Annotated in this window: 32 protein-coding genes; 26 read left to right on the top strand and 6 right to left on the bottom strand. The window is 71.2% G+C overall.

The window, feature by feature from the left end:
* Positions 1-260 precede the first annotated feature (260 nt).
* The 3 genes from ABEA77_RS01895 to ABEA77_RS01905 all read left to right on the top strand — a co-directional run bounded on the left by ABEA77_RS01895 (position 261) and on the right by ABEA77_RS01905 (position 2,538).
* Entirely contained in the window at positions 261-944 is a 684-nt protein-coding gene (locus ABEA77_RS01895) for a zinc ribbon domain-containing protein (protein WP_345640217.1), read from the top strand.
* A gap of 229 nt (positions 945-1,173) precedes the next feature.
* The gene (locus tag ABEA77_RS01900) at positions 1,174-1,551 is read left to right on the top strand and encodes a hypothetical protein (RefSeq protein WP_060880782.1); all 378 of its coding nucleotides are present in this window, start codon (positions 1,174-1,176) and stop codon (positions 1,549-1,551) included.
* 120 nt (positions 1,552-1,671) lie between these two features.
* Complete coding sequence (locus ABEA77_RS01905) at positions 1,672-2,538, top strand: hypothetical protein (protein ID WP_345640219.1); 867 nt, start codon at positions 1,672-1,674, stop codon at positions 2,536-2,538.
* Between the two features lie 164 nt (positions 2,539-2,702).
* On the opposite strand, the gene ABEA77_RS01910 is transcribed toward ABEA77_RS01905, so the two are convergent.
* The 4 genes from ABEA77_RS01910 to ABEA77_RS01925 all read right to left on the bottom strand — a co-directional run bounded on the left by ABEA77_RS01910 (position 2,703) and on the right by ABEA77_RS01925 (position 4,885).
* Positions 2,703-3,131: a hypothetical protein gene (locus ABEA77_RS01910; protein WP_060880780.1), complete on the bottom strand. Its 429-nt coding sequence runs from the start codon at positions 3,129-3,131 to the stop codon at positions 2,703-2,705.
* Positions 3,132-3,218: 87 nt separating this feature from the next.
* Positions 3,219-3,530 (bottom strand): hypothetical protein, encoded by a 312-nt coding sequence (locus tag ABEA77_RS01915; RefSeq protein WP_060880779.1) that lies wholly within the window; start codon positions 3,528-3,530, stop codon positions 3,219-3,221.
* A gap of 73 nt (positions 3,531-3,603) precedes the next feature.
* Entirely contained in the window at positions 3,604-4,317 is a 714-nt protein-coding gene (locus tag ABEA77_RS01920) for a hypothetical protein (protein WP_345640222.1), read from the bottom strand.
* A gap of 55 nt (positions 4,318-4,372) precedes the next feature.
* Complete coding sequence (locus ABEA77_RS01925) at positions 4,373-4,885, bottom strand: hypothetical protein (protein ID WP_086761669.1); 513 nt, start codon at positions 4,883-4,885, stop codon at positions 4,373-4,375.
* Between the two features lie 174 nt (positions 4,886-5,059).
* Between ABEA77_RS01925 and ABEA77_RS01930 the strand changes: the two genes are divergently transcribed.
* From ABEA77_RS01930 to ABEA77_RS02015, 18 genes are all read left to right on the top strand, one after another.
* The gene (locus ABEA77_RS01930; protein ID WP_345640226.1) at positions 5,060-5,659 is read left to right on the top strand and encodes a hypothetical protein; all 600 of its coding nucleotides are present in this window, start codon (positions 5,060-5,062) and stop codon (positions 5,657-5,659) included.
* Positions 5,660-6,472: 813 nt separating this feature from the next.
* The gene (locus ABEA77_RS01935; RefSeq protein WP_345640228.1) at positions 6,473-6,772 is read left to right on the top strand and encodes a hypothetical protein; all 300 of its coding nucleotides are present in this window, start codon (positions 6,473-6,475) and stop codon (positions 6,770-6,772) included.
* Between the two features lie 481 nt (positions 6,773-7,253).
* Positions 7,254-7,481, top strand: a complete 228-nt coding sequence (locus tag ABEA77_RS01940) for a hypothetical protein (protein ID WP_345640230.1) — start codon at positions 7,254-7,256, stop codon at positions 7,479-7,481.
* Positions 7,482-7,560: 79 nt separating this feature from the next.
* Positions 7,561-7,821 carry a hypothetical protein gene (locus ABEA77_RS01945; protein ID WP_345640231.1) on the top strand — a complete coding sequence of 87 codons (261 nt, stop codon included), beginning with the start codon at positions 7,561-7,563 and terminating at the stop codon, positions 7,819-7,821.
* Positions 7,822-8,008: 187 nt separating this feature from the next.
* Entirely contained in the window at positions 8,009-8,287 is a 279-nt protein-coding gene (locus tag ABEA77_RS01950) for a hypothetical protein (RefSeq protein ID WP_060880772.1), read from the top strand.
* Positions 8,288-8,351: 64 nt separating this feature from the next.
* Complete coding sequence (locus ABEA77_RS01955; RefSeq protein ID WP_086804378.1) at positions 8,352-8,624, top strand: hypothetical protein; 273 nt, start codon at positions 8,352-8,354, stop codon at positions 8,622-8,624.
* Positions 8,625-8,654: 30 nt separating this feature from the next.
* Entirely contained in the window at positions 8,655-9,041 is a 387-nt protein-coding gene (locus ABEA77_RS01960; protein ID WP_060880770.1) for a hypothetical protein, read from the top strand.
* 89 nt (positions 9,042-9,130) lie between these two features.
* Positions 9,131-9,700: an LPD29 domain-containing protein gene (locus ABEA77_RS01965; RefSeq protein WP_345640234.1), complete on the top strand. Its 570-nt coding sequence runs from the start codon at positions 9,131-9,133 to the stop codon at positions 9,698-9,700.
* 150 nt (positions 9,701-9,850) lie between these two features.
* Positions 9,851-10,042: a hypothetical protein gene (locus tag ABEA77_RS01970; RefSeq protein WP_345640236.1), complete on the top strand. Its 192-nt coding sequence runs from the start codon at positions 9,851-9,853 to the stop codon at positions 10,040-10,042.
* A 77-nt stretch (positions 10,043-10,119) separates the two neighbouring features.
* Positions 10,120-10,326 carry a hypothetical protein gene (locus ABEA77_RS01975; RefSeq protein WP_345640238.1) on the top strand — a complete coding sequence of 69 codons (207 nt, stop codon included), beginning with the start codon at positions 10,120-10,122 and terminating at the stop codon, positions 10,324-10,326.
* Positions 10,327-10,467: 141 nt separating this feature from the next.
* Positions 10,468-10,902, top strand: coding sequence for a hypothetical protein (locus ABEA77_RS01980; protein WP_060880767.1), 435 nt, complete (start codon positions 10,468-10,470; stop codon positions 10,900-10,902).
* Between the two features lie 83 nt (positions 10,903-10,985).
* Positions 10,986-11,525, top strand: a complete 540-nt coding sequence (locus ABEA77_RS01985; protein ID WP_345640239.1) for a hypothetical protein — start codon at positions 10,986-10,988, stop codon at positions 11,523-11,525.
* A 316-nt stretch (positions 11,526-11,841) separates the two neighbouring features.
* Entirely contained in the window at positions 11,842-12,135 is a 294-nt protein-coding gene (locus ABEA77_RS01990) for a hypothetical protein (protein ID WP_060880765.1), read from the top strand.
* A gap of 79 nt (positions 12,136-12,214) precedes the next feature.
* A complete protein-coding gene (locus ABEA77_RS01995) occupies positions 12,215-12,640 on the top strand; it encodes a hypothetical protein (protein WP_345640241.1) in 426 nt (141 codons plus the stop codon).
* The gene (locus ABEA77_RS02000; protein ID WP_345640243.1) at positions 12,637-12,807 is read left to right on the top strand and encodes a hypothetical protein; all 171 of its coding nucleotides are present in this window, start codon (positions 12,637-12,639) and stop codon (positions 12,805-12,807) included. Before ABEA77_RS01995 ends, ABEA77_RS02000 begins: the two co-directional genes overlap by 4 nt.
* A gap of 130 nt (positions 12,808-12,937) precedes the next feature.
* Positions 12,938-13,465, top strand: a complete 528-nt coding sequence (locus ABEA77_RS02005; RefSeq protein WP_060880763.1) for a hypothetical protein — start codon at positions 12,938-12,940, stop codon at positions 13,463-13,465.
* Between the two features lie 191 nt (positions 13,466-13,656).
* Positions 13,657-14,070, top strand: a complete 414-nt coding sequence (locus ABEA77_RS02010) for a hypothetical protein (protein ID WP_345640245.1) — start codon at positions 13,657-13,659, stop codon at positions 14,068-14,070.
* A 179-nt stretch (positions 14,071-14,249) separates the two neighbouring features.
* The gene (locus ABEA77_RS02015) at positions 14,250-14,846 is read left to right on the top strand and encodes an LPD29 domain-containing protein (protein ID WP_345640247.1); all 597 of its coding nucleotides are present in this window, start codon (positions 14,250-14,252) and stop codon (positions 14,844-14,846) included.
* A gap of 191 nt (positions 14,847-15,037) precedes the next feature.
* Here the strand turns inward: ABEA77_RS02015 and ABEA77_RS02020 are convergent, their stop codons facing one another.
* Entirely contained in the window at positions 15,038-15,208 is a 171-nt protein-coding gene (locus tag ABEA77_RS02020) for a hypothetical protein (protein ID WP_345640249.1), read from the bottom strand.
* A 190-nt stretch (positions 15,209-15,398) separates the two neighbouring features.
* The gene (locus ABEA77_RS02025; RefSeq protein ID WP_345640251.1) at positions 15,399-15,608 is read right to left on the bottom strand and encodes a hypothetical protein; all 210 of its coding nucleotides are present in this window, start codon (positions 15,606-15,608) and stop codon (positions 15,399-15,401) included.
* A gap of 641 nt (positions 15,609-16,249) precedes the next feature.
* Here ABEA77_RS02025 and ABEA77_RS02030 point away from each other — a divergent pair.
* The 5 genes from ABEA77_RS02030 to ABEA77_RS02050 all read left to right on the top strand — a co-directional run bounded on the left by ABEA77_RS02030 (position 16,250) and on the right by ABEA77_RS02050 (position 20,129).
* Complete coding sequence (locus tag ABEA77_RS02030) at positions 16,250-16,456, top strand: hypothetical protein (protein ID WP_086755612.1); 207 nt, start codon at positions 16,250-16,252, stop codon at positions 16,454-16,456.
* Between the two features lie 97 nt (positions 16,457-16,553).
* On the top strand, positions 16,554-17,414 hold the full coding sequence (locus tag ABEA77_RS02035; protein WP_345640255.1) for a hypothetical protein: 861 nt from the start codon (positions 16,554-16,556) through the stop codon (positions 17,412-17,414).
* Positions 17,415-18,049: 635 nt separating this feature from the next.
* Positions 18,050-18,442, top strand: a complete 393-nt coding sequence (locus ABEA77_RS02040) for a hypothetical protein (protein ID WP_345640258.1) — start codon at positions 18,050-18,052, stop codon at positions 18,440-18,442.
* A 101-nt stretch (positions 18,443-18,543) separates the two neighbouring features.
* Positions 18,544-18,864, top strand: coding sequence for a hypothetical protein (locus ABEA77_RS02045; protein WP_345640261.1), 321 nt, complete (start codon positions 18,544-18,546; stop codon positions 18,862-18,864).
* 266 nt (positions 18,865-19,130) lie between these two features.
* On the top strand, positions 19,131-20,129 hold the full coding sequence (locus ABEA77_RS02050) for a hypothetical protein (RefSeq protein WP_345640263.1): 999 nt from the start codon (positions 19,131-19,133) through the stop codon (positions 20,127-20,129).
* Positions 20,130-20,251: the final 122 nt, after the last annotated feature.

Raw genomic sequence — 20,251 nt, forward strand, 5'->3', positions numbered from 1 at the left:
GGGGCACGGCGGGACGGGGCGCGGGACGGGGCCGGGGCCGGGACGGGGCGCGGCCGGTGGACGGGCGGCGCCGGGGCGGCGGGCGGGGAGGTCGGCGGAGCCGGGGCACGGGCGGCGAGGCGGCGAGGAGGTCGGCCGGGACGGCCAGGCGACGGCAGGCGCGGACGGAGGAGGCGTTTTCATTTGACTTACCCCCCCTAATGGAGTACATTAGTGAATACAGGGAGGGGGTCACCTCCCCAGACAGCAGGAGGAAGCTCATGGTCATCGACTGGAACAGCAACGCGTCGTACGCCTGCCCCCGGTGCAACCACGACACGGTCGCCGACCCCTCCAGCTGGGAGGTCTACACCTGCTGCAACTGCGGCACCCGCTTCTCGCGCTTCCCTCGTCTCCAGCGCTTCCTGCGCCACGTTGGCATCACCTGCGAGTTCTGCACCGAACGTCACCCCGTCCTCGTCGACGGCAAGCCCTACGGATTCCTGCGCAATCGCCACAACGGCATCGGCACCTACGCCCACCACCAGGTCGAGGCATGGATGTACGACACCGACGAGATCCCCGACCACAAGGACCGCGTCCTCTACCGCGACACCTGCGCCACCCGCGCGGAGGCAATGGCCTCTCTCGCCCGCGCCCGCAGCTTCGGCCCCGTCGAAGACGACTTCAGCCCCGTCCTCGCCGTCGTGGCCGATGAGAAGTTCGACAGGTACTACAACGTCGACCACCTCACCCAGGAGCAGCGGGACGCCCTCCACGACGGCACCCTTGAGGTCTACGGAGTAGGCGTCATTCGCACCCATGACGCCCCCAGTCGCATGCGCGGCTGGTTCTACCCCGACATGGACACCTTCACCTGGGGCTTGATCGCGCCCTCCGGCCTTGAGGGCCTGTACACCAAGGCGGCACCCGAGCCTCTGGCCGCGCACGCCCCGCAGCTCTGACGGGGCCGGGGCGGCCCGAGACTGCCACTCAGTGAACGGCGACAGAGGGCCGCCCCCACCCATCTTGACCCTTTTAAGTTGACCGGAAATCTCAATGTGCGTACATTAGGGAATGCAGGTGGACTTCCCCTGCTCCCTGGTGCCTGAGCTGCCCTGGTGCTCGTCGGTACTGACAGCGCGCGATCCAACACCCCTTATCTCCAGAGGAGTTCTGACGATGTCTCGACGCATGGCTGACACGCTGAAGCTGCGCGCGCCCCTCCCTGATCTTCAGGGTGTCTCCGACCTCGGGATCCGCGCCGTCTACCCCACCAACGCTCCCGATGGGTGGACCGTCGCTCTGCTGCGCCTGCCCAACGACTACTACGTCGTCGTTGGGCACCAGCCGTATGACCAGTGGGCTGCGGTGTATCGCCACTACGTCGTTCCGGGAACCCGCGTCGAGGACCCGCGCGACGTGCGGGCCGACCCGGTGACGGGGGTCGCCATGCCGCACGGCATCAGGTGGTCCTGGCGCGACGGCAGGGGCATCTCTTCAGTCCTGCGCGCCCTCGCCCCTCTCGACCGTGTCGACAGCGGCGCGGATCTTCCGAACACCCACAGCTGACTGACCACCCCGGCCCGATCTCGCCTAGTGCGGCGATCGGAGCGGGGTGGTCACTGCGCCTCGGGCAGCGGCCCTAGTCCCGGCCTCCCACTCGTCACGGTCACCTCGTCTGGAGATCCTTTGCCGCTCTTTCTCGAACAGCCCAGCTACGGACCCCGGGGTCCGGACGGGCAGGGGTGGAACCGCCTCAGCCTCAACGCGCACTTCGACACCCGCCACCAGTGCGGGCTCATGCCGACGACGTACGCGGCCCTGTACGAGTCCACGAGGGGGCTGCAGTCCTGGGGCCCCTATGAGCGCTGCTCGTCGGGCGGCCACTGCTCGGCGTGCCCCGTTCAGCGTCTCCACCTGGAACGTGATGGCGTCGACTGGCCGGCCGACAGCCCGCTCCTGCTCGCCCGTGTTCGCCCTCTGCCTCTCTCCCGGGGCCTGATGTTCGCCGACCCGGCGGCGGGGCGCAGCACCCTGCACCTTCGCACCTGGAGGGGCGAAGACGTGGATGTGGAGGCAGATTGGCGCACGGTGCGCAACTCCCCCGGTCTCCGGCTCGGACGGGCCTTCTGGGACGAGGAGGGTCACGCGTTCTGGCTCGTCCGCAGCAATCCGGCCGCGGCCTCCGCGGTCGTACGGACCCGCCGGTTCCAGTCGCACACTCGGCACGCGTTGTACGGCAACGACGGGGGCCGGCGTCTGGCGCTGCTGTCCTGCCACGGCGGATGCGCCCATGACGAGGATCACCTCCGGCTCCTGGCGGCCGATCTCGCCGGCGGTCGCCCGATCGGGTCGCAGGACAGCGCGGTGCTGCCTGAGCGGCTTCCGGCTGTGCCTGGCATCGAGTTCGGGCACGTGGACGGGCGCACGGTGCTGCAGCGCGACGCGTCCCCCGGATACCCCAGCTCCACCACCTACATCAGTTGGGCTGCGCCGGCCGACATGACGGTCGTGACCGCGCTCCTCGCCCACGCGGTTCGCCTCACGGGTCACTGACGGGCGGCCTTCGCCTGGCTGGTGACCGAGCCCACCGGCGGATCGTGTGGCGCGCCGGTGGTGCTCGGGCTCCCGCGCGCCAGGGGACACCACGAGTGCCCCGGCGAGGGGTTGTAACGGAGGTTCGCCGGGGCGCGGCACCGGCCGGTGCCGCGGGCTGTCAGTCAGTTCGCGTGGGTCTGGAACGTCCACCAGCCGTCGTATCCCGCCGGCGGGTTCTCGTGGTTCGCCAGCAGCGGGCGCAGGATCTCCAGGTGCTGTTCCATCAGGGCGGGCTCCTGAGCGCCCCAGTACCGGGTTCCGTCCCAGCGGCCGAGGCACTCGCCTCCGTGGCGGCCGTCGAGGTCGGCGGTCAGGATGGCGCGGGGATCGTCGAGGTCCACCGGCTCGCGCATGTACTGGCGGAACAGGCTGAGCGTGCCGATGCAGGCCCGGTCGACGCCCTTCTGCCGGCGAATCCAGAGCGCATTGGCCTGTCCGTGGAGGTGGTAGTAGGGGTTGCTGTCGCCGTGCTTGACCTGCCTGGCGGTCACGGTGGACAGGTCGATGGCGAACGGCTTGCGGGAGATCAGGAACCGGGTCTCACGGATCATGCAGGGTTTCCTTGTCGCGGGAGGGGTGGGGGCGAACGCGGTGCGGGGCGCCGCCGCTGATGGTCGACGCCCCGCACCGTGGGGTGTTCAGTCCGTGGGGTTGGGAACGGCGGAGAAGACGGCGAGCTCCAGGGCGTACAGGCGCTCGCACTTGGGGCAGGTCACTTCCTCGCCCCATTCGGGCAGGTCGAACCAGGAGCGGCAGGGCTCGCAGTGCACCGAGTACTTCTTCAGGCCCGCCGTCGCGAGGTTGGCCTTCAGGGGGATGCGGGCGACCGCCTTGGCGGCGCCGCGCAGCCGGTGCACGAGCAGGCTCCGGAGTCCTTCGTCGTCGGGGCTGTTCGGCCTCATGGGGCTGATCCTCATCGACAGCTTGAAGTCGCGCTGGGACAACGGCATGTGCAGCTCCTGGGTGTGTGGCGTGGGTGGTTCGCGATGGGGTTCGGGCGGGAGCGCCCGGAGAGGGTGGTTCTCAGGTGGTGGGGGCCGGGGCGACGCGCTCGACGTGCGCGAAGACCACGGTGTCGGCGGCGTAGTTGTCGAAGCCGCGCTCGCCGACGTGGAGGGTGAACTTGTAGGTGCCCGGCGCGACGTCGACGACGGTGTAGTGGCCGAGGCGCTTGTCCTCCGGGGTGCCGCCCTTGGCCTTCCAGTCCTCGAAGTCGGCGATCGAGTACGCCCACAGGTCGGTGCAAATCCACGCCAGGCGGTCCTCCTCCGGGAGGGAGGGGACATCGTCGTCGTCGCGGATCGGGGAGGCGACGATGTAGCTGTTCTCCCCGTCGCGGTACAGGCCGGGGCAGCTGTTGCCCACGGGGCCGTAGGCGCAGCCGAGGGCCGCCATGGCCTTCACGACCTGGGCCTTGCCGAGGGCGGTGTTGTAGGAGGCGCCCGCGTCGATGTCGACGTCGTAGACGTCGCGCAGGTCGTCGGTGACGATCAGCTTCCCGGACGGCACGTCGAGGGTGACCTCCGTGGTGATGCCCATCGGGTAGGGGCACGGGTCCTGGACGTGGACGGCGCCGTCACGCAGTACGTAAACGGGCCGCTCGTCACAGGTGGCGCAGCGCCAGTGGACGCCCGCCACGAGCGGCTCCTCGCCGGGTTCAGCGAAGACGATCACGTCGTCGGTGCGCTTGGGCAGGAGGTCGTGGCCGTTGGTGTTCAGGGGCATCCGGTTGGACATGGTCGAGGGCTCCTTGGCGGGGTGGGTTCGCATCGGCTCGGCAGGGCGTGTTGGCTCAGAGGGCGGCCGCAGTCCCGCGCCAGGGGCCCGGGGTGCGTTCGGCCTGTGATGTGAGGTGCCAGCGCCGGGCGTCGAGGTGGCACCGGTAAGCCCTCTTCTCCTGCTCGGCGCCGTGGTTGCTGAGGCGGTCGAGCTGGATGCCCACGAGCAGGTGCAGGGCGCGCCACAGGGTCGGCTGCGCACCCTTGCGGCAGCGGCACTTGGAGCTGCTCACGGCCCAGCGGGGGGCATCGAGCGGGAGGCGGGACGAGGCGATGAAGTGGACGAGGCCAGCGCGTCGAACGCGCAGCCACTCCGTCCATCCGTCGTCGACCGAGCCGATCACGTAGAAGCGGGTGACCCAGCCCTTCTTGAGCGTGTAGCGGGCGGTGGCCATGACGGCCGCTCCTCCTCGCCGGCTGCCCTCGATGCGCGCCGTGCCGTAGTCGCGATGCCAGGAGAGTTCCCATCCGTGCCGGGTCATCTCGACTGCGAGGTCCTCGAGCGAGGTCGGGAACGGGGCGTCCATGAAGGTCTCCGGGCGGTCGTGGTGGGGGCGGGTGCTTGCATCACCCGCATTCACTAATTTACTCCACCCCCCTCTTTGTGTCAACTTTTTAGAGTCAATGGAGAGTGTGCGACGTGCGGCATGTGACGCTAATAGATTGCCCGTAACCCCTTCATGGGGTAATTTTGTGATGCATTGCGGGGCGCTGCGTCCCACATCGACTCACCACGGAGGCTCGCCCTGACGGCACTCATATCGCTCGACGCTCACGGCCACCTGTCCATCCCGGACCTCGCCGCGCGTTACTCCTTCGAGCGCCAGGACGGTGCCGACGCGGACTGGCGGACCCTGGAGCGGTACACGATTCCGGACGGCACGCTCGCCGGAGCGAGCACCGAACTCGCCGCGGCTGTCCTGCTCCACCAGGACGACAGCATGGCCACCCTCCTGGACGACGGCACGCTGACCCTCTACGCCGACCGCGTCAGCTTCCGGTTCACACCGGTCGACGGCTGGGAGCGGATGACCCCCGCCCACACCCTCGCGGCCCGCTACCGCGTCGAAGCGACCCACGCCGGGCGCGGCACCTGGAGCACGAAGGACGCCCTCAAGGAAGAAGCCTCGGCCGACGAGGTCCAGGACCTCACCGATGAAGTGCTGCGGATCGGCAGCGACGTCTCCGTACACACCAGCGGCGTCCTGATCATCGAGACCCGGGCCGAGGGCATGGCCCTGCGGCTGACGCCCCTCCGCGCAGCGGACAGGATCCCGGCGGGCAGGATCAGCATCGGCTGACACCTGGCCACCCCTCGTGGTGTCACGCTGTCACGCTCACCCCCTGGAGCCCCCAAAAACGCCCTCCAGAGGGTGTTTGTGCAGGTCAGGGCTGTCACGCCCGTGAGCGTGACACCCGGCGTGACACCCGGCGTGACAGGGCGCGTGACACCCGGCGCGACGGCATCCAGCCTCCTTCCGGCGCCGCGCTCCGCACCTCTCCGACCGATCCGACCGTGGCTCCCGCCCAGCGCCGCAGCCTGGAGCACCCGGCGGACCTCCGAGGGCATGGGACTCCGGACCGCCCCGGCAGCGACCTGGATGCGCGCGGTTCCGAAACAGCCCGGCGCCCCCGCTGGTGGCCACCCAGCCGGCACGCGGCAGCGGCTTGTCCGGCGACACCGTGAGCGAGGGCACGCGCCCTCGGCTTCCGTCACCTCCTCGCGGTCGCAGCCAGGGGCCGTCCCGCCCGAGGTGCCGAACCCACCCCGCCCGGGACGGCGCGGGAGAACAGATCCCCGGAGGCGACGGACGCGATAGCTCGGCCTCCTCTCCACCTCGGCAGGCCAACGGGCAGTCGACGAGTCGCAGCGCGGCGCCGCCCCCGCCATGGAGCCGAGCACCCTGCCCGCCGGCTCGCCGCGCGCACCGAAGCCATTCGGAAGGGGGACACCACTTCCCCCTCTCCCAGCATTGACGCTTAAACATTGACCTATGCGCATCACGTGGGTACTTTAGTGATCTCCGAAGGCATCTCACTTGTCGAGCCGCCTACGCGACCCCGGCCGCTGCGCCGCGCCACCATTCCCCCCCTGCTTACGCAAGGAGTTCGACATGCCCGCCGCGAACCCCACCGACACCCCCTTGGATGAGCGAGGCGGCTCTTACACCGAGGATCGGTGCCACGACCTCGTCGAGGGCTACGACGAGGACGGGCCCACCGCCTACGAGTGCGGCGCCCCCGTACGGCACACCGAAACCGGCTACGGCTGCACACGCGGCCACTCCTACACCTATGCCGCACACCGCGAGGCCGAGGGCTGGGACTACGCCAGCGACCCGGTCGAGGCCGAGCTCCTGGGCCGCGCCGGGGTGATCGGAGTGCGGCCCGGCGACGGCCGGCCCTGGCTGTAGCTCCGCTCCCCCGCACCCTCAGCACACACCGGCCACCCCTCCACGAAGGAGACCCGGACATTCACCGAACCCTGATCGGGCCCCGCTTCACCATCGGGTGCGGCCTCCCCTGAAAGCGACGCCACCCTCGATGGAAGGTGGCGGATCTGCGCGGCGCGTGCGCCGACTGCGCCGCGTACGGTGAGCTCCTCCTGATCCCGCGTGAGCAGTTCGACGGCCAGGCGGGAGCCTCCGCGCCCACCTCGTGCACGCGCCGCCGGTCCGCAAGCAGCTCGCCCTTGAGCCCGACGGACCATGACCCGCCGACGGGCGCGGCACCTTCTGCGCAGCGGTCGTCGTCGACTGACGGCCGCCGCCAAACCCCAGGGTGACGCGCTAATTTGACCCCTCCCCCCTCTTGGAGTACATTAGTGAACACCGGGGCGGCAAGCAAGGCCAAACCGGCCACCACGAACCTTCCAGCGCGACGCCAGGAGTGACCATGGCCCACAACATCACCAACACCCCCACGGCCCTCGCCTCCCTTTACGACCACTTCGGGCTTCCCCACACCGACCCGGCGGTCTGGATCGGCGACCACCTCCACGTCGCAGCCGAGGACGCCACCGACGAGCGAGTCCGCGACGGCTACGAGGCCGGGCTCCACCTGTTCACCTTGGGCTACATCGAGCACGCGGCCGCCGTACTGCGCCTGCTCCCCACCCGCTGATCACCGCAGGCTGGCGGGGTCACCCCGGCCCCGCCAGCCTCGCCAGCCCCCCGACCCGCCCTCGCCACCCGGAGCACCCATGCCCCCCTCGAAGACCCCGGAACAGGTCCGCTCGGAACGACTCGCGACGATCGCGCGCGCCGTCGACCACCTGACCACCGCCGACGCCGCGACGTTGCGCGAGCAGCTCGCCTCGACATCCATCCATGACCACTGGAAGCGTGACCCCGCAGGGCTCACCGACCTCCTGCGCACCGCATCCGCCCCCCGCGACACATCCATCTACGGCCTGTGGGCCGGCGCCGTCTCGGTGCTGCGTGCAGCCGGTCTCCCGGACTGAAGCGTCACAGCAGGACGGCGGGCCGTCGCCGAGGGCACTACTCACCTCCTAACCGGGGCGCACCCCTGGCCCGTGTGACCCTTTTAATTTGACATCTACCCCCTAACGGAGTACATTAGAGATTGTTGGAGCGGGTGAGCAAGCACCCGGACCGGCCGCCACGAACCACCGCCGCAAGGAGTGCCCCATGACCGCCATGCTCACCGAGACCACCTTCCGCCTCATGGGCACCGAGGTCCTGGAGGTCATCGACTTCGACCGCATCGAGTGCGGCCAGTGCGGCAAGCTCTCCCCCTTCCTCGACGACGCGGACGAGGGCACCGACGCGGCCCACGACGCCGGATGGCACGTCGGCGACGACCTGGACGACTGCGGCTGCCCCCACCAGATGTGCCCCGACTGCGCCGACGAGTGGTGCGGCGTCCGCGACACCACGCCGCGCCTGTTCGGGATGCGGGTCGTCTGAGCCGCCCCGGTCGGGGCGGCCGACCAGCCGCCCCGATCCCCCGATCCCCTCCGAGGAGGTACTCATGGACCAGCGAGCCGAGCAGCGCCAGGCCGAGATCCGCGCGCTCATCGACAGCGACACGCTCACCTTGGAGCAGGCCAGGGCCGCTCTCCACGGCCTCCTGGACGTGACCGCCTCGGCGCAGGCCGGACCGGACGTCACTTCCTACGGCTTCGGCATGGACCTCCCGCGCGAGATCGTCGACGCCGAGTACGCGGCGCGGGAGGCGGTCGGCTACGACCTGGACGAGTGCCTGGCCCGCGCGCTGCGGCCCGTGGCTCCGCAGCACCCCTGACCCGCCTTCCGAACTCCGAAGGGATTTCCTGTGAGCGCCGAGCGCCTCGAAGAACTCGCCCGCCTCCTCCTCGACAGCGAGGACCCCGCCGGGCGCACCCTGCTGGCCGACGCCCTTGCCCGTGCGTACGACGGTCAGGGGCTCAAGGAACTCCGCTACGAACACGCCTACCTGCACGAGCAGAACGCGGCCAAGGTCCTGCGGCACCTGCTCAAGCGGTCCGACGCCCTGCACGCTCACTCCGTGGTCTGCGTCGACTGCGGCCGCACCGCCACCTTCGAGGGCGGCCAGATCGAAGGCTCCAGGGCCGCCCGCGCCCTCGGATGGCACGACCACGAGGAAGCGCTCAACGACTGCGGCACTCTCTGCCCGGCGTGCTCGGCGCAGTGGCCCGGCCTCCACGGCTTCGAGTCCTAGCGGGCCGACCAAGGCGCCCGACGTGCGCGCCGCTCCTCGCCCGGCAGTGACACGCGCCCCTACCCACCCCCGAACAGAGGACACAGACAATGACGGCGACACCGAGCGCACCGGCCTCGGGCCCGTACACGGCCGGCTACCTGGCACTGCGGCTGCCCGCCGGAACCTGGGTGCGCCACGAGGACGACGAGACCTTCCGCATGTGGAGCGCGCAGCCCTGCACGTGCACGATCTGCATGTCCGCGACGCTGCTCGGAGCCCCCGCCTCCCACTACGAATTGCGTACGCCCGACGGCAACGCCGCGCCCCTCGTCCATGTCCGGTACACCTCGGTCATCCCGCACCTCCGCCCGGACGAGCTGTTCCAGACCTACGCCACGCCCCTGACGCAGCCGCAGACCGCAGCACACCTGCGCAAGATGCTGCGCCGGGCCTTCCCCGGCGTCCGGTTCTCGGTGCGGCGCAGGCGCGGCTGGAGGCTCTCCGTGAGCTGGAGCGGCGGCCCCTCGGACATCGAGGTGGCAACCGTCACGGCGCCGCTCCTCGCCGACTACACCACGCCGGAGCGCCGCCGGGCGCGGCCGGTCACGGTCACACGCTTCGGCCGCACGGCATACGGGACGCCGCTCGTGGACGTGATCTCCCTGAACCGTCGCTGACCCGCCGCTCGCACCGCCGTCGCCGCTCTCCCGCCGCACCCCTCCGGAAAGTTGACCTCTCCCCCCTTTTGGGGTACATTAGTGATTACCGAAAGGGCGAAGCAAGCGCCCGGCCGGTCACCACGGGCCACCCCACCACGAGGAGTCGAGATGCCGCTCATCACCACCACCCCCCAGACCGCCACCACCCTGTGCGCCTGCGACGGGTCCGGCGCTGGCGGCTTCTTCGCCCCCGACGACGCGTACATCCCGTGCGAGGGCTGCGGCGAGCGAGTCCAGGTCAACTGCGAGGCGAGCTGCGGCCGCTGCTGCCACGACTGCCACCGCGAGATGCCCTGCTGACTCGGGACCGGGCGGCCCCCACCGGGGCCGCCCCTCTCCTCGACCTCACACCCCGACACCCGCCGGAAAGGCACCCCATGTACGCACGCATCTTCAGCTTGGCCCACATCCTTGTATGGGCCGTCCTGGGCTTCCTGTTCGAAGCCTTCTGGTACCTCACGACACACCATCACGCACCCCTGTGGGCGCGCCTGTGCGGCGGGTTCGCGGCAGGAGCCCTGGCCGGGCCGATCGAGACCGCCCTGGCCCGGCGTCACGCGAGGCGCAGGACCCGCGTCCGCTGACCAGGGCGTACCCATACCTTGCGTGACCCTAATAGGTTGCCATGCATCTCATTCTCAGGTACATTAGTGAATACCGGAGCGGGTGAAGCAAGCACCCGCTCCGGACACCACGAACACCCGTCACGAGGAGTCGGATTCCTGATGAGCTGCACCGCCCAGCACGGCATCGCCCAGTCCTTCCCGCACCGCTGGTGCACTCTGGTCGGCCGCACGGTCCTCGTCGTGGGCATGGTTCCCGCCCTGTTCGGCGGCGGCACCAGCGTGACGGTCCTCGCGCTCGCCGCGTTCGCCACCCTCGGCCTGCTCATGGTGATCACCGCGAAGCGCGCCGCACGGAGCGGCCCCAAGCAGCAGGTCCGCCCGGTGCGTGCCGCCGTGGCCCTCACCACGGACGTCCTGGTGCTGCTCATCGCGGCCGGGCTCGTACTCGGCGCGCAGCTCGGCGGCGGCTCCGGCGCGGTGCTCTTCTCCTCCGGCGGGCTGGTCACCATGGCGAGCTTCCTCGCCCTGTGCACCGTCCACCACTTCGCGCACCGGCGCTCCCACCGCCGCGCCCGCCACGGCCGCCGGTACTGAGACCCGCCCGCCGGGGCCGGGCGCGAACGCCCGGCCCCGGCCCCCGCGCCTTACCTCTTCGACTCGCCCGGGAGCCCTCCGCGATGAACGCCGCCCACGGCCACCTGCCCACCCGCGCCTGCCCGCACCGGCACTGCGCCCTCCTGCACCATCTCGTGCTGGTCCTGCTGCTGCCGAGCCTGCTGACCGCCGTCGTCTACGGCGGCTCGGCGACGGCGGTCCTTCTCGTCCTCCTCGGCGGCATCCAGCTCGGCGTGGTCCTCCTGACGCACGCCCTCGACCTCGATGGCCCGCACCGCCCGTGGGACCACCGGTCGCTGACCCTGCGCCCGATGTGGGCCGCGCTCGCCATCGCTGCCGACTTCCTTGCCCTGCTCACGACCTGTGCCTTCATGGCGACGCTCGCCGTCGACCGCAGCCACGCCGCCATCCCCGCGCCCACCCCGGGCGCGTTCACCGCGATCGGCGCTGTCTCCGCGCTCCTCGCCCTGCACCACGTCGCCCACCGCCGGGCCACGGTCCTCACCGAGCCCGTGGCGGCCGACGATGCCGAGCACGACGACGACTGGTGGGGCGAGAGCTTCATCTGGGAGCACGGCGATATGGCCAAGTACCGCAGGTGACCACCAGGGAGGGCGGGGCGCACCGGCGCCCCGCCCTCCCTCTCTTCGTCCGGGCCGGCGCAGGGGACACCACGTTGCCCGCCGGCACCCACCCCCCTGGCCGGCGCGTGGGGTCGGCGCCAGCGAGTGCCGTCGCGGCGAACAGAGTCACTCCGAAGGGCCCCGACCGATGGCCCCCACGGGGCACCACCCCCACCCAAGTCGACTCTTTAAAGTTGACACAGATCGGAAAAGTGAGGTACATTAGTGAATAGATCGGGGGGGAGGTGAGCCCTCCTCAGCCACCACGAACCCGCCCTGAGAAGGAGTGACGCCCATGACCGAGCTCGCCACCGCCACACAGACTCCCGCCATCGAGCTGGAGCCGAGCGTGTGGATTCTCGAGTCCGGCGAGGACAACGAGGGCGGCTCGATCAAGGGCGTCTACACAGACCGGAACCTGGCGGCCGACGACTTCCTCGACCTCGTGCGCGATCTCACCCGCTACAGCCGCCTCGACGTCGACCGGTCCGGCGAGGACCCCGCCACCGGCGACCTGTACGTCCACGGCGGCTGCGACTGGATCAGCCTCACCCGCTACTCCGTCACCACCCGGCGCCAGCTCCGCTGAACCCGGCGCGCCGACCCGACCCGGCACACCCGCACCCCCGGACAGTCCCCCCTCCACCCTGCATACCGAGGAGCCCGCCATGCCCGTCACGCGCAGCAGCAACGCCAGCGCCACGATCCCCGCCGTCGACGTCGTCGACACCGAGGAGCAGGCGCGGGCGCTCTCCGGCAAGTTCTGTCCGCGCTGCGAGCGGAACGCGCTGTTCGGGATCGAGTGCTCGCACTGCGGTCACGTGATCATCACGGCCCTGGTGTCCGCGCGGTGCCATCCCCCGGCCTGGTCCGCGGGGTGCTGTCCCGTGTGCTTCACCGCCGATCCGGAGGTGTGGGAGGTGCACGGCCGGCTGCTGTGCACGACGTGCGCGGAGGGCCGGAGCCGGTGGGGTGACCGGGTGAAGGCGTCACCGGGATGGCGGGGGCGCGCGCGTCGCGTGCTGGCCTGGGTGGACGAGCCGGGGTCCTTGTCCTTCGCCACGCAGTACGCCGACGAGACGGTCGGCCGGTGACGGCGTCCGGGCCGCCGCGCCCTTCCTGGGAGGCGTACAGCGCCGCCATGGCGCAGGCGCTCAAGGACTGCGACCTCGACCGGTACCGGTGCCTGTCCGCCGCCCGGTCCGCTGCCGCGCACGCCGAGGCGGAGAAGCGTCGGCGCCGTGCGCTCGGCGGAGGCTGACGGCGAGCGCGCGCCCTCGGTCGAACGCTTGCAGACTTGACGTACACCCCCTATTGAGGTACATTAGTGAATGTCAGGGCGATGCAAGCGCCCCGGCGACACCACGAACCGACCGCCCGAGGAGCACCACATGGCGCGCAGCCGCATCACCACCACCGATCTCCACGACGCCCTGCACCAGCTGCTCGACGAGAACCCGCTGCGCGCCGACGAGGGCCACCCCGAGCACCGGCTGTTCGTCTACCACGGCAAGCCCGTCGAGCTGAACGCCACGCTCCTGCATCACTTCGGCGCGAGCATCAACCAGCTCAAGTCCCTGGACGCGGCGATCTGGTCGGTCGAGAACGACTGGGACAAGGTCAAGCACCCCCTGCGCCGCCGCTACACCGAACTCGCCTGGACCTGCCTGAGCCACCTGAGCGGCGGCGACACCGAGGGCGCGTGGGCCAACTCGCACGACTACGCCTTCGGCCCCCGCGACGTGCGCCTCAGCTGGATCGCCCGCGACTACGACCGCACACTGGACGGCCGCCGCCGCCCCTGGCTCTACGACGCAGCCGAGTTCGAGCAGCCCCAGGCCGACCGTGAGCTCCACCCCGGCTGCTCCGCGTACCCGGTGCCGCCCGCTGCGCTGCGCCCCTTCGCCCGCGAGGTCTGAACCACCCGTGTCACGCTCTCGCCGGAAGGCCGGAAAACCGGCCTTCCGGGGGCGTTTTCGCAGGTCACAGCTGTCACGCTCGACACCGTGACACCCGGCGTGACACCCCACGTGACAGGGGAGCGTGACACCCTCCGGGCCACCCCGTGCGACCGTCACGAGCCCCGGCCCGAGCCGACAGGAAGTAGTAGATGCGCACTGAGATCACCGACGCCGCCATCGCAGGAGGTACCGCCGGCACAGTCCTGCAGGTGCGCCTGGCGGACTGGTTCGAGGTCCAGATCATCACCGGCCACACCAGCCAGTGCAGCCCCCGGCCGGCCTCTCCACTCCCCTCCCGGTGGGACCTGCCCGCGAGCGCGCCCGCCGACTTCGCAGGCCCGTACGAGGCGCTCCAGGTGGGGCTGATCCCGCCGCTCACCGCACCCGGGGACTGGCCCGCACCGCTTCCCGCGCACCCGCGCCGGGACCCGTACGACACCGCGGCCGCCGTTTGGTACGGCCCGGTCCCGGCCGCCCTTCTGCGCGAGCTCGTCCGTGACCACGGCGGCGAGAACTCACACCAGTACCCGAGCGCGGAGGACTGGACGACGGCGTACGAGTGAGGCCGAGGCGGCGGCGTACACAGGGCAGGGGGCGCAGCACACCCCCGCCTCCCGTCCGCCAGAGCGGGCGACATTAAGGCTTGACGCCTCCCCCCTAATGGAGTACATTAGTGATTACCGGAACGGCGATGCAGCGCCGGACCGGGCACCACAAACGCCCCGACCGAAGGACGTGCTCCATGACCACCGCCACCGCTCGCCGCCGCCTCGCGACCGCCTACCTCGCCCTGCGCCTGACCCCCGGCGCCACAGTCCGCTACGTCGGCACCGCGACCCGCATGCACGGCCCGGCGACGGTCCAGCCGTGCTCCTGCGGTACCTGCGCCGCCGACGTCCTGCGCGGGGTCCCCGCGACCCGCTACGAACTGCGCACCACGGACGGGCGGCCGACCGGCGTCTCCCACGTCCGCCACACCTCCGTCATCCCCAAGCCCACCGAGGAAGAGCGGAACTACGCCGCGATCCGCCTGTCGACCAAGGCCACTGCGGTCTACCTGCGCCAGCTGCTGCGCCGCACCTTCCCCGGCGTGAAGTTCTCCGTGCGCTGCGGCCCTAAGCGCGCGAAGGAGCGCTACCTGGAGCGCTACGAGATCACCATCACCTGGAGCGGCGGCCCGAGCCGCACCGCCGTCGCCACCGTCACCGCCCCGCTGCTCGCCAACTACGGCAGCCCCGAGGAGTGCCGCCCGGCCTGGGTGTCCGTCACCGTTGACGGCCGCCGCCACCACGGCGAGCCCGGCGCCCTCGCCATCCACCTGAACCGCACGGCGGCCTGACCCCGACCGGCCCCGGCCGCCAGGCCGGGGCCCCCGCCCCCTCCCCCGAACGAAGGGACCGGCCTGACCCTCAAGACCACGTCCAAGACCTACCGCGAGGTCGGACACAAGGACCTCGAGAACTTCATCACCACGCACTACGGCCGGCCGTACAGCGCGACCCGCGGCCTCGACGCCCAGAACGGCACGCTTCACGCGGTGTAAATGTCCACGAGCACTACGACCCGGACGCCGAGGAGGGTTCCCGCATCACGCTCCGCGACGACCCGGACCTCAAGGTCGCCGAGGAGCTGGGCAAGCGGCGGGCCGGCACCCTCGACTACGTCGGGAAGCTGCTGCACGACCTCGCGTGCAGCGGACAACTGGAACCGGGCAAGTACTTGATCAACGTCGCCCGGTAGCACCCGCCCCCTGCTGCACTCCGAGCACCTGACGCCGCATCCGCTGCAAGCCGCCCGGCGCAGCACGCGAACGACCGGGCAGCGCCCACTCCTGCTGCGGTCCCCGGGGGGAGGGCGCTGCCCTTGCAGCGCTGCACCTCATTTCCGCAGGTCAGAATGGCAGCAGCAGGGGCAGCGCGAGATACGGACCGCCGAGCAGCAGACCGGGCAGCGCGAGATACGGACCGCCGAGCAGCAGACCGGGCGGGATCGCGCTGCGCTGCTCCGTGCTGCGCGCCGCGAAGCCGATGCGCAGCAGCTCCTCGCGGTCGGCCGCTGCACGGCAGCGGGGCCGGCCGCTGCACAGCAGCGTGCTGCACACGCTGAGCGTGCAGCAGCACCTGCTGCTGTCCGCGCTTCGGCCGCGCTGCCCTGCGCAGGCGTCCGCCCCCTCGGACTGGCCAACCTCCGCCTCCCGTCGGCAAGCCTGCCGTCAGCTGGGGCCAGGCACCGCCGCTCCCGCGGCCACGACAGCGAGGCCGCGGCGGACCGCCGGCAGACCTTGGGCGCCACGCTCAGCAAGCGAGGCGCCCACCCCAAGCCCGCCACCCCGGACACGAGCAGGACCCGCCGCCTCGTGGGGACGGACTCGTTCTCGCCGAGGAGCAACAAGGGAAGGGCGCCCCCTCTCCCCTTGTGACCGGGGGCGCCCGCCCTCTTCGCTGCCGTGGGGCGCCGGTCCCCTCCACCTCCTTCGGCCCGCCTCTTCATGAACACCCGCTCACGTGACCCAATAAACTTGATTCGTGATAGCATTCAGGTACATTGGTGCAGTTGGATGGGGGTTGCTCCGGTCTCCGACTCAGTGCCCAAACACCCCCGCCCCAAGGGGGACACCACATTCCGGGGCTGGACCTGGCCGTCCTGGCCCGGCACTTCGCCTCTTGCTCTGCGCGTCGGCCTGCCCTTGAGCCGACCGACCGGCCCCCTCCACACCCCGACTTCGAAGGGAGCGGCCCGCTCATGTCAGACCTGACCGTTACCGTTCGCGCCGACCGTGGCCGCTACACCGCCGAGTTCTCCGTCCTCCCGGGCCGGATCTTCGGTCCGTGGGACATGCCCGAGACGATCCAGGAGCTCCGGGTCTCGGCTCTGCTCGAGCCCCGCGAAGCGCGGGACCTGGTCTTCGACGCGTCCGTTACGGGCGCGGCCACGCGCGCCACTGGCTGAACACAGGGAGCCGGCAGGCCCCGCGGCCGGCCCCTTCCCCGGTCCGGCGCCCCGGATGCGGATCGGACGGCACACACACCACGAGTTGAAGGAGCACATGCGCAGTACCGAAGCCAAGGACCTGTACGCCGGCGCCGTCGTCCTGACCGGCACCCACCTGGAAACCGTCGCCTCCCTGCGTCGCCACGGCTCGTCGGTCATCGCCTTGTTCGAGCCGGCCGCGGCCCACCGGCCCGGCCGCCGCGCGGTGGTCGAGCCGGACCACGACTTCGTTCTGGCCCAGCTTCACAGCGTCGCGTGGGTCATCCATTCGCGGCACCGCAGCGCCCGCAGCACCCAGGACCGGGCGCGCGTCTCCGTTCCGTACGCGGTGCGCCGCCACTGGGCGTTCGATCAGGAGTGGTCCGTCGTGGACCGCCTGGTCGAGGAGCACACCGTCACCTCCTTCCGCCCGATCGGCCTGGACGAGCTGCCCGGTCGGGGAGACCCGACTCCGCCCCCGCCCAACCCGGACAGCTCCCGCTTCTACCGGCTCCGCCGGCAGGGGCCCACCGTGCTGCCGACCGGCGACGCCGTCCGCGCAGAGCTGGCTCGCCTCACCGAACTCCACCGGCGCGAACACGGCCGGACCGACTGGGAGGTGGGCCAGCGGCTCCCCGCCGAAGGGGACATCTACGACTGCCGGCGCTGCACCCGGTCCCCGCATGACCTGATGCCGATGGAGGTCGTCGTCGAGCGCACCTACCAGGACGTCTCGCTCGATGACCTGCCCAGCGACTGGGAGTACGAGCTGTGCCCGGCCGGGGCGTACGAGCGGCATCTTCAGATGGGCACGGTCACCGCTGGCCGACCTCCGCGCGCATCCGTCGGCGCCGGGGCCATCGTCGGGTTCGCCACAAGCGGCAGCCACACCACGGCGCGCGCCATCCGCATGGATGCGCCCGCGAAGGTCCGGTAACCCGGAGGCCGCCAGCCTTCGCGCGGCCTGACCTGTCCGGCTTTCCGGGCCGCCCCGCCGGTCTTCCTCACCGCTGTGGGCGGGACGTCGGGTGACTTCTCGTGCGCCCCGGGACCCCGGCCGTAGGGCTGCGCGGGCCAGCGGCCGGCGGCCGTCATGTCACCTCGCTGAAGGGGCCGACCGCAAAGGGCCTCGGGAAACGGCCCGGCTCGCCAGCCCGTTTGCAGCGGTCTGCGCTGCCTCGGAGCAGCGCGCAGCAAGGGGCGCTGTGTCGCGATCTCTTGGGGGGTGCCGGCCACCGTGCTGCGCCTGCTGGACTTCGGTGCTGCACCAGGCAAATGAGCAGGTCACGCTCGCAGCGCGGCGCAGCGTGGCGGCTGGTGCCCAGGGTGTTGCCGACAGCCCTCGCGACGGCGTGCCCGAGGCTCGGAGGATCTTGGTGCTGCATCTGCTGCCTCGCGAGCAGCAAGGGTGTGGGGCGCGGCACGGGTCTGCTGCATGGCGCTCCTCCACACCGTTGACCCCTCAATATTGCCTCACCCCCCTTTATCGGGTACATTTGAGTTATCGGGTTCGGTGAAGCAAGCACCGGGCCGGAGACACCACGGATACCCCCGCCCCGAGGAGCCCTGCTCATGACCGTCGCCGACGTCGCGTTCATCCCGGTCATCGTGACCGCCCGCCCCCTGACCGACTCCGGGGGCTTCGCCTACCAGCAGCCGCTGGCCGACGCGGCCGCGCTGCGTGTGGTCGCCGCTCGTGACGTCCGGCCGGGCGACTGGTACCTCGGCGACTGCGAGCAGCCGACCGCCGCGCGGCGCGGGATGTTCTGGGGCGTGCACACCTTCGCCACCTTCGAGGCCGTGCCCGCGATGGACCGGGCGGGCGAGTCGGTGGCGCTGGACGGGGAGTCCTTCGTGTGGCGGCCGGACGAGCTCGTCATGGTCATCACTGCCGCACCTCTCCCCGCGCCGGGCGCAGCAGCCTGCCCCGGTGCGCCGCGTCCGGCGTTCACCCTCGCTGTCTGATCCGACGGCGCCCGCGGGGGACACCACGTCCCCCGCGCAGGTCAGCCCCGCTGGCCTCCCCCTTGGCCTTCGGCCGCTCCCCCCGCACCCAAGGAGTTTTCGTGCCCATCCCTCACCTGTCCGCCGGCGACCAGGTCCGCGTCACCGTCTGCGCGACCGTCGTGCGCTCGGCGCCGGGCCAGCTCGAGCTCACGCCCCGCACGTACATCGAGTTCGAGTCGGAGGACGACCTGGAGGTCGAGTTCATCCCCGGCCCTTTCCACCGCGGTGACGTCGTCACCGACGGGTCCCGCACCCTGATGCGCACCGTCGTGGTCCGGGGCGGCCGCACCAATGCCTTCTGGACGGCGCCGGACGGTGCCGTCGTCCGCGATGACGAAGTCCGTCCCGAGGCCCTGCGGCTGCTCCTGCGCACGGTCTGACCCCAGCCCCGGCGCAGCCCGCCTCCGGGTGGGCCGCCTCCTCCCCTGCTCCTCTATCGAAAGCGACCTGCGTGGACACCCGCCCCCTCGATTCCTTTCCCTCGTTCCGACTGCGGCCCGCTGGGCCGCAGGACCACGATGTCCTGACTCAGGACGGCCGTGCCGTGGGCCAGGTCCACTCCTCCAGCGCCGGACACCGCGCACGCGTCGGCCGCGATGCGGGACCGGTCCGGCCGAGCCTGCTGGGCGCGGGCGATGACGCCGCCATGTTCCACATCGCCGTCCACGGATTGCCCGACGAGCTGGCCACTGCTTACTCGGGCGCCCCCGAGGCGCGGGTCGCCGTCAGTCTCATCCCGCTGCAGCGCCAGGAACTCATCGACAGCGCCGCCCGGGTCTTCACCTTCTACGCCCTGCGCGAGCCGTCCGTCGCCGCCATCCTCGAAGGGCTCAAGACCGTCGGGCGGGAACTCGACGCGGTGCGCAGCCGGACCGGGTGCCGGCGGATCGCGCGACTGATCCCGCTGGTTCAGACGCCCGCCCAGGCCCTGCTGTCCGAGTCGACCGGCGACGCCCGGGACTGGCTCGCCCTGCCGCTGTCACGCCTGTTGACCTTCTGCCACCAGGCCCGCGCCCGGCTGGAGGCGACCGCTGCCCAGCCTCCGGCCGGCTTGTACGGACGGTATGCCGCGCGGCACGGCGCCGACGCTGATCTGGCCACGCTCCACCGGATCTGGCGGAGCTTGCAGGAGACACCTTCACCGGGAATGGACCGGTCCGACATCGACTCGGCCATGGCTGCCCTGCCCGTGGACAAGTTCGCCGGATCAGCGCGGAACTGCCGCGCAACGGCGGCCCGGTTGGAGGCCGTCCGGACCGCTGCCGAGAGTGCCACCCCGCCGGCCCCGGCCCACCGCGGGGGCGAGGCCGGCTGCCTGCTGCGGGAGTTGTCAGCTCTCGCTGCCGAGACTGGAAAGCGGCTGGAGGCCACCGCCCTGGTGCTCGACGACACCGGCCGCCTGGGCACCGTCCGCGACATCAATGACGCGCTCAGCCGCGCCCGGATCGGCGTCCCGACCGTGTCCGGCGAGCAGTCCGTCCGTATCGGCGCCACGGGCCTCGGCCCGGTGCGCCGCACCGCCGACGGCCGGTGGACGGGACCGGGCATCACGGAGCCGTTCCACTCCCCCGAGGGCGCGGCCGCGGCGCTGGTCCTCACGCACCTCGCACAGGCGGAAACGGCGCGCCAGCACCGCACTTCCTAGCACTCTCACCGACCTGGCGCTGGCCCGCTGGCGCCGCGTCCGCACCCCCGACCCGTTCGACCCTAATAACTTGACCATAATACCCTTATCGAGTACATTGGTGATTAGTCAGGGATCACCCA

It is taken from the genome of Streptomyces tremellae, from assembly GCF_039540215.1.
GTDB lineage: Bacteria > Actinomycetota > Actinomycetes > Streptomycetales > Streptomycetaceae > Streptomyces > Streptomyces tremellae.

What these genes read in the sequence shown, in the direction of transcription:
- ABEA77_RS01995 (WP_345640241.1), top strand. Translation starts at nt 12,215, where the DNA reads ATGCCCGTCACGCGCAGCAGCAACGCCAGCGCCACGATCCCCGCCGTC.
- ABEA77_RS01935 (WP_345640228.1), top strand. Translation starts at nt 6,473, where the DNA reads ATGCCCGCCGCGAACCCCACCGACACCCCCTTGGATGAGCGAGGCGGC.
- ABEA77_RS01900 (WP_060880782.1), top strand. Translation starts at nt 1,174, where the DNA reads ATGGCTGACACGCTGAAGCTGCGCGCGCCCCTCCCTGATCTTCAGGGT.
- ABEA77_RS02050 (WP_345640263.1), top strand. Translation starts at nt 19,131, where the DNA reads ATGTTCCACATCGCCGTCCACGGATTGCCCGACGAGCTGGCCACTGCT.
- ABEA77_RS01920 (WP_345640222.1), bottom strand. Translation starts at nt 4,317, where the DNA reads ATGTCCAACCGGATGCCCCTGAACACCAACGGCCACGACCTCCTGCCC.
- ABEA77_RS01940 (WP_345640230.1), top strand. Translation starts at nt 7,254, where the DNA reads ATGGCCCACAACATCACCAACACCCCCACGGCCCTCGCCTCCCTTTAC.
- ABEA77_RS01985 (WP_345640239.1), top strand. Translation starts at nt 10,986, where the DNA reads ATGAACGCCGCCCACGGCCACCTGCCCACCCGCGCCTGCCCGCACCGG.
- ABEA77_RS02040 (WP_345640258.1), top strand. Translation starts at nt 18,050, where the DNA reads ATGACCGTCGCCGACGTCGCGTTCATCCCGGTCATCGTGACCGCCCGC.
- ABEA77_RS01955 (WP_086804378.1), top strand. Translation starts at nt 8,352, where the DNA reads ATGGACCAGCGAGCCGAGCAGCGCCAGGCCGAGATCCGCGCGCTCATC.
- ABEA77_RS01990 (WP_060880765.1), top strand. Translation starts at nt 11,842, where the DNA reads ATGACCGAGCTCGCCACCGCCACACAGACTCCCGCCATCGAGCTGGAG.
- ABEA77_RS02015 (WP_345640247.1), top strand. Translation starts at nt 14,250, where the DNA reads ATGACCACCGCCACCGCTCGCCGCCGCCTCGCGACCGCCTACCTCGCC.
- ABEA77_RS01970 (WP_345640236.1), top strand. Translation starts at nt 9,851, where the DNA reads ATGCCGCTCATCACCACCACCCCCCAGACCGCCACCACCCTGTGCGCC.
- ABEA77_RS01980 (WP_060880767.1), top strand. Translation starts at nt 10,468, where the DNA reads ATGAGCTGCACCGCCCAGCACGGCATCGCCCAGTCCTTCCCGCACCGC.
- ABEA77_RS02035 (WP_345640255.1), top strand. Translation starts at nt 16,554, where the DNA reads ATGCGCAGTACCGAAGCCAAGGACCTGTACGCCGGCGCCGTCGTCCTG.
- ABEA77_RS02005 (WP_060880763.1), top strand. Translation starts at nt 12,938, where the DNA reads ATGGCGCGCAGCCGCATCACCACCACCGATCTCCACGACGCCCTGCAC.
- ABEA77_RS02030 (WP_086755612.1), top strand. Translation starts at nt 16,250, where the DNA reads ATGTCAGACCTGACCGTTACCGTTCGCGCCGACCGTGGCCGCTACACC.
- ABEA77_RS01950 (WP_060880772.1), top strand. Translation starts at nt 8,009, where the DNA reads ATGACCGCCATGCTCACCGAGACCACCTTCCGCCTCATGGGCACCGAG.
- ABEA77_RS01975 (WP_345640238.1), top strand. Translation starts at nt 10,120, where the DNA reads ATGTACGCACGCATCTTCAGCTTGGCCCACATCCTTGTATGGGCCGTC.
- ABEA77_RS01910 (WP_060880780.1), bottom strand. Translation starts at nt 3,131, where the DNA reads ATGATCCGTGAGACCCGGTTCCTGATCTCCCGCAAGCCGTTCGCCATC.
- ABEA77_RS02010 (WP_345640245.1), top strand. Translation starts at nt 13,657, where the DNA reads ATGCGCACTGAGATCACCGACGCCGCCATCGCAGGAGGTACCGCCGGC.
- ABEA77_RS01925 (WP_086761669.1), bottom strand. Translation starts at nt 4,885, where the DNA reads ATGGACGCCCCGTTCCCGACCTCGCTCGAGGACCTCGCAGTCGAGATG.
- ABEA77_RS01915 (WP_060880779.1), bottom strand. Translation starts at nt 3,530, where the DNA reads ATGCCGTTGTCCCAGCGCGACTTCAAGCTGTCGATGAGGATCAGCCCC.
- ABEA77_RS01965 (WP_345640234.1), top strand. Translation starts at nt 9,131, where the DNA reads ATGACGGCGACACCGAGCGCACCGGCCTCGGGCCCGTACACGGCCGGC.
- ABEA77_RS01895 (WP_345640217.1), top strand. Translation starts at nt 261, where the DNA reads ATGGTCATCGACTGGAACAGCAACGCGTCGTACGCCTGCCCCCGGTGC.
- ABEA77_RS01945 (WP_345640231.1), top strand. Translation starts at nt 7,561, where the DNA reads ATGCCCCCCTCGAAGACCCCGGAACAGGTCCGCTCGGAACGACTCGCG.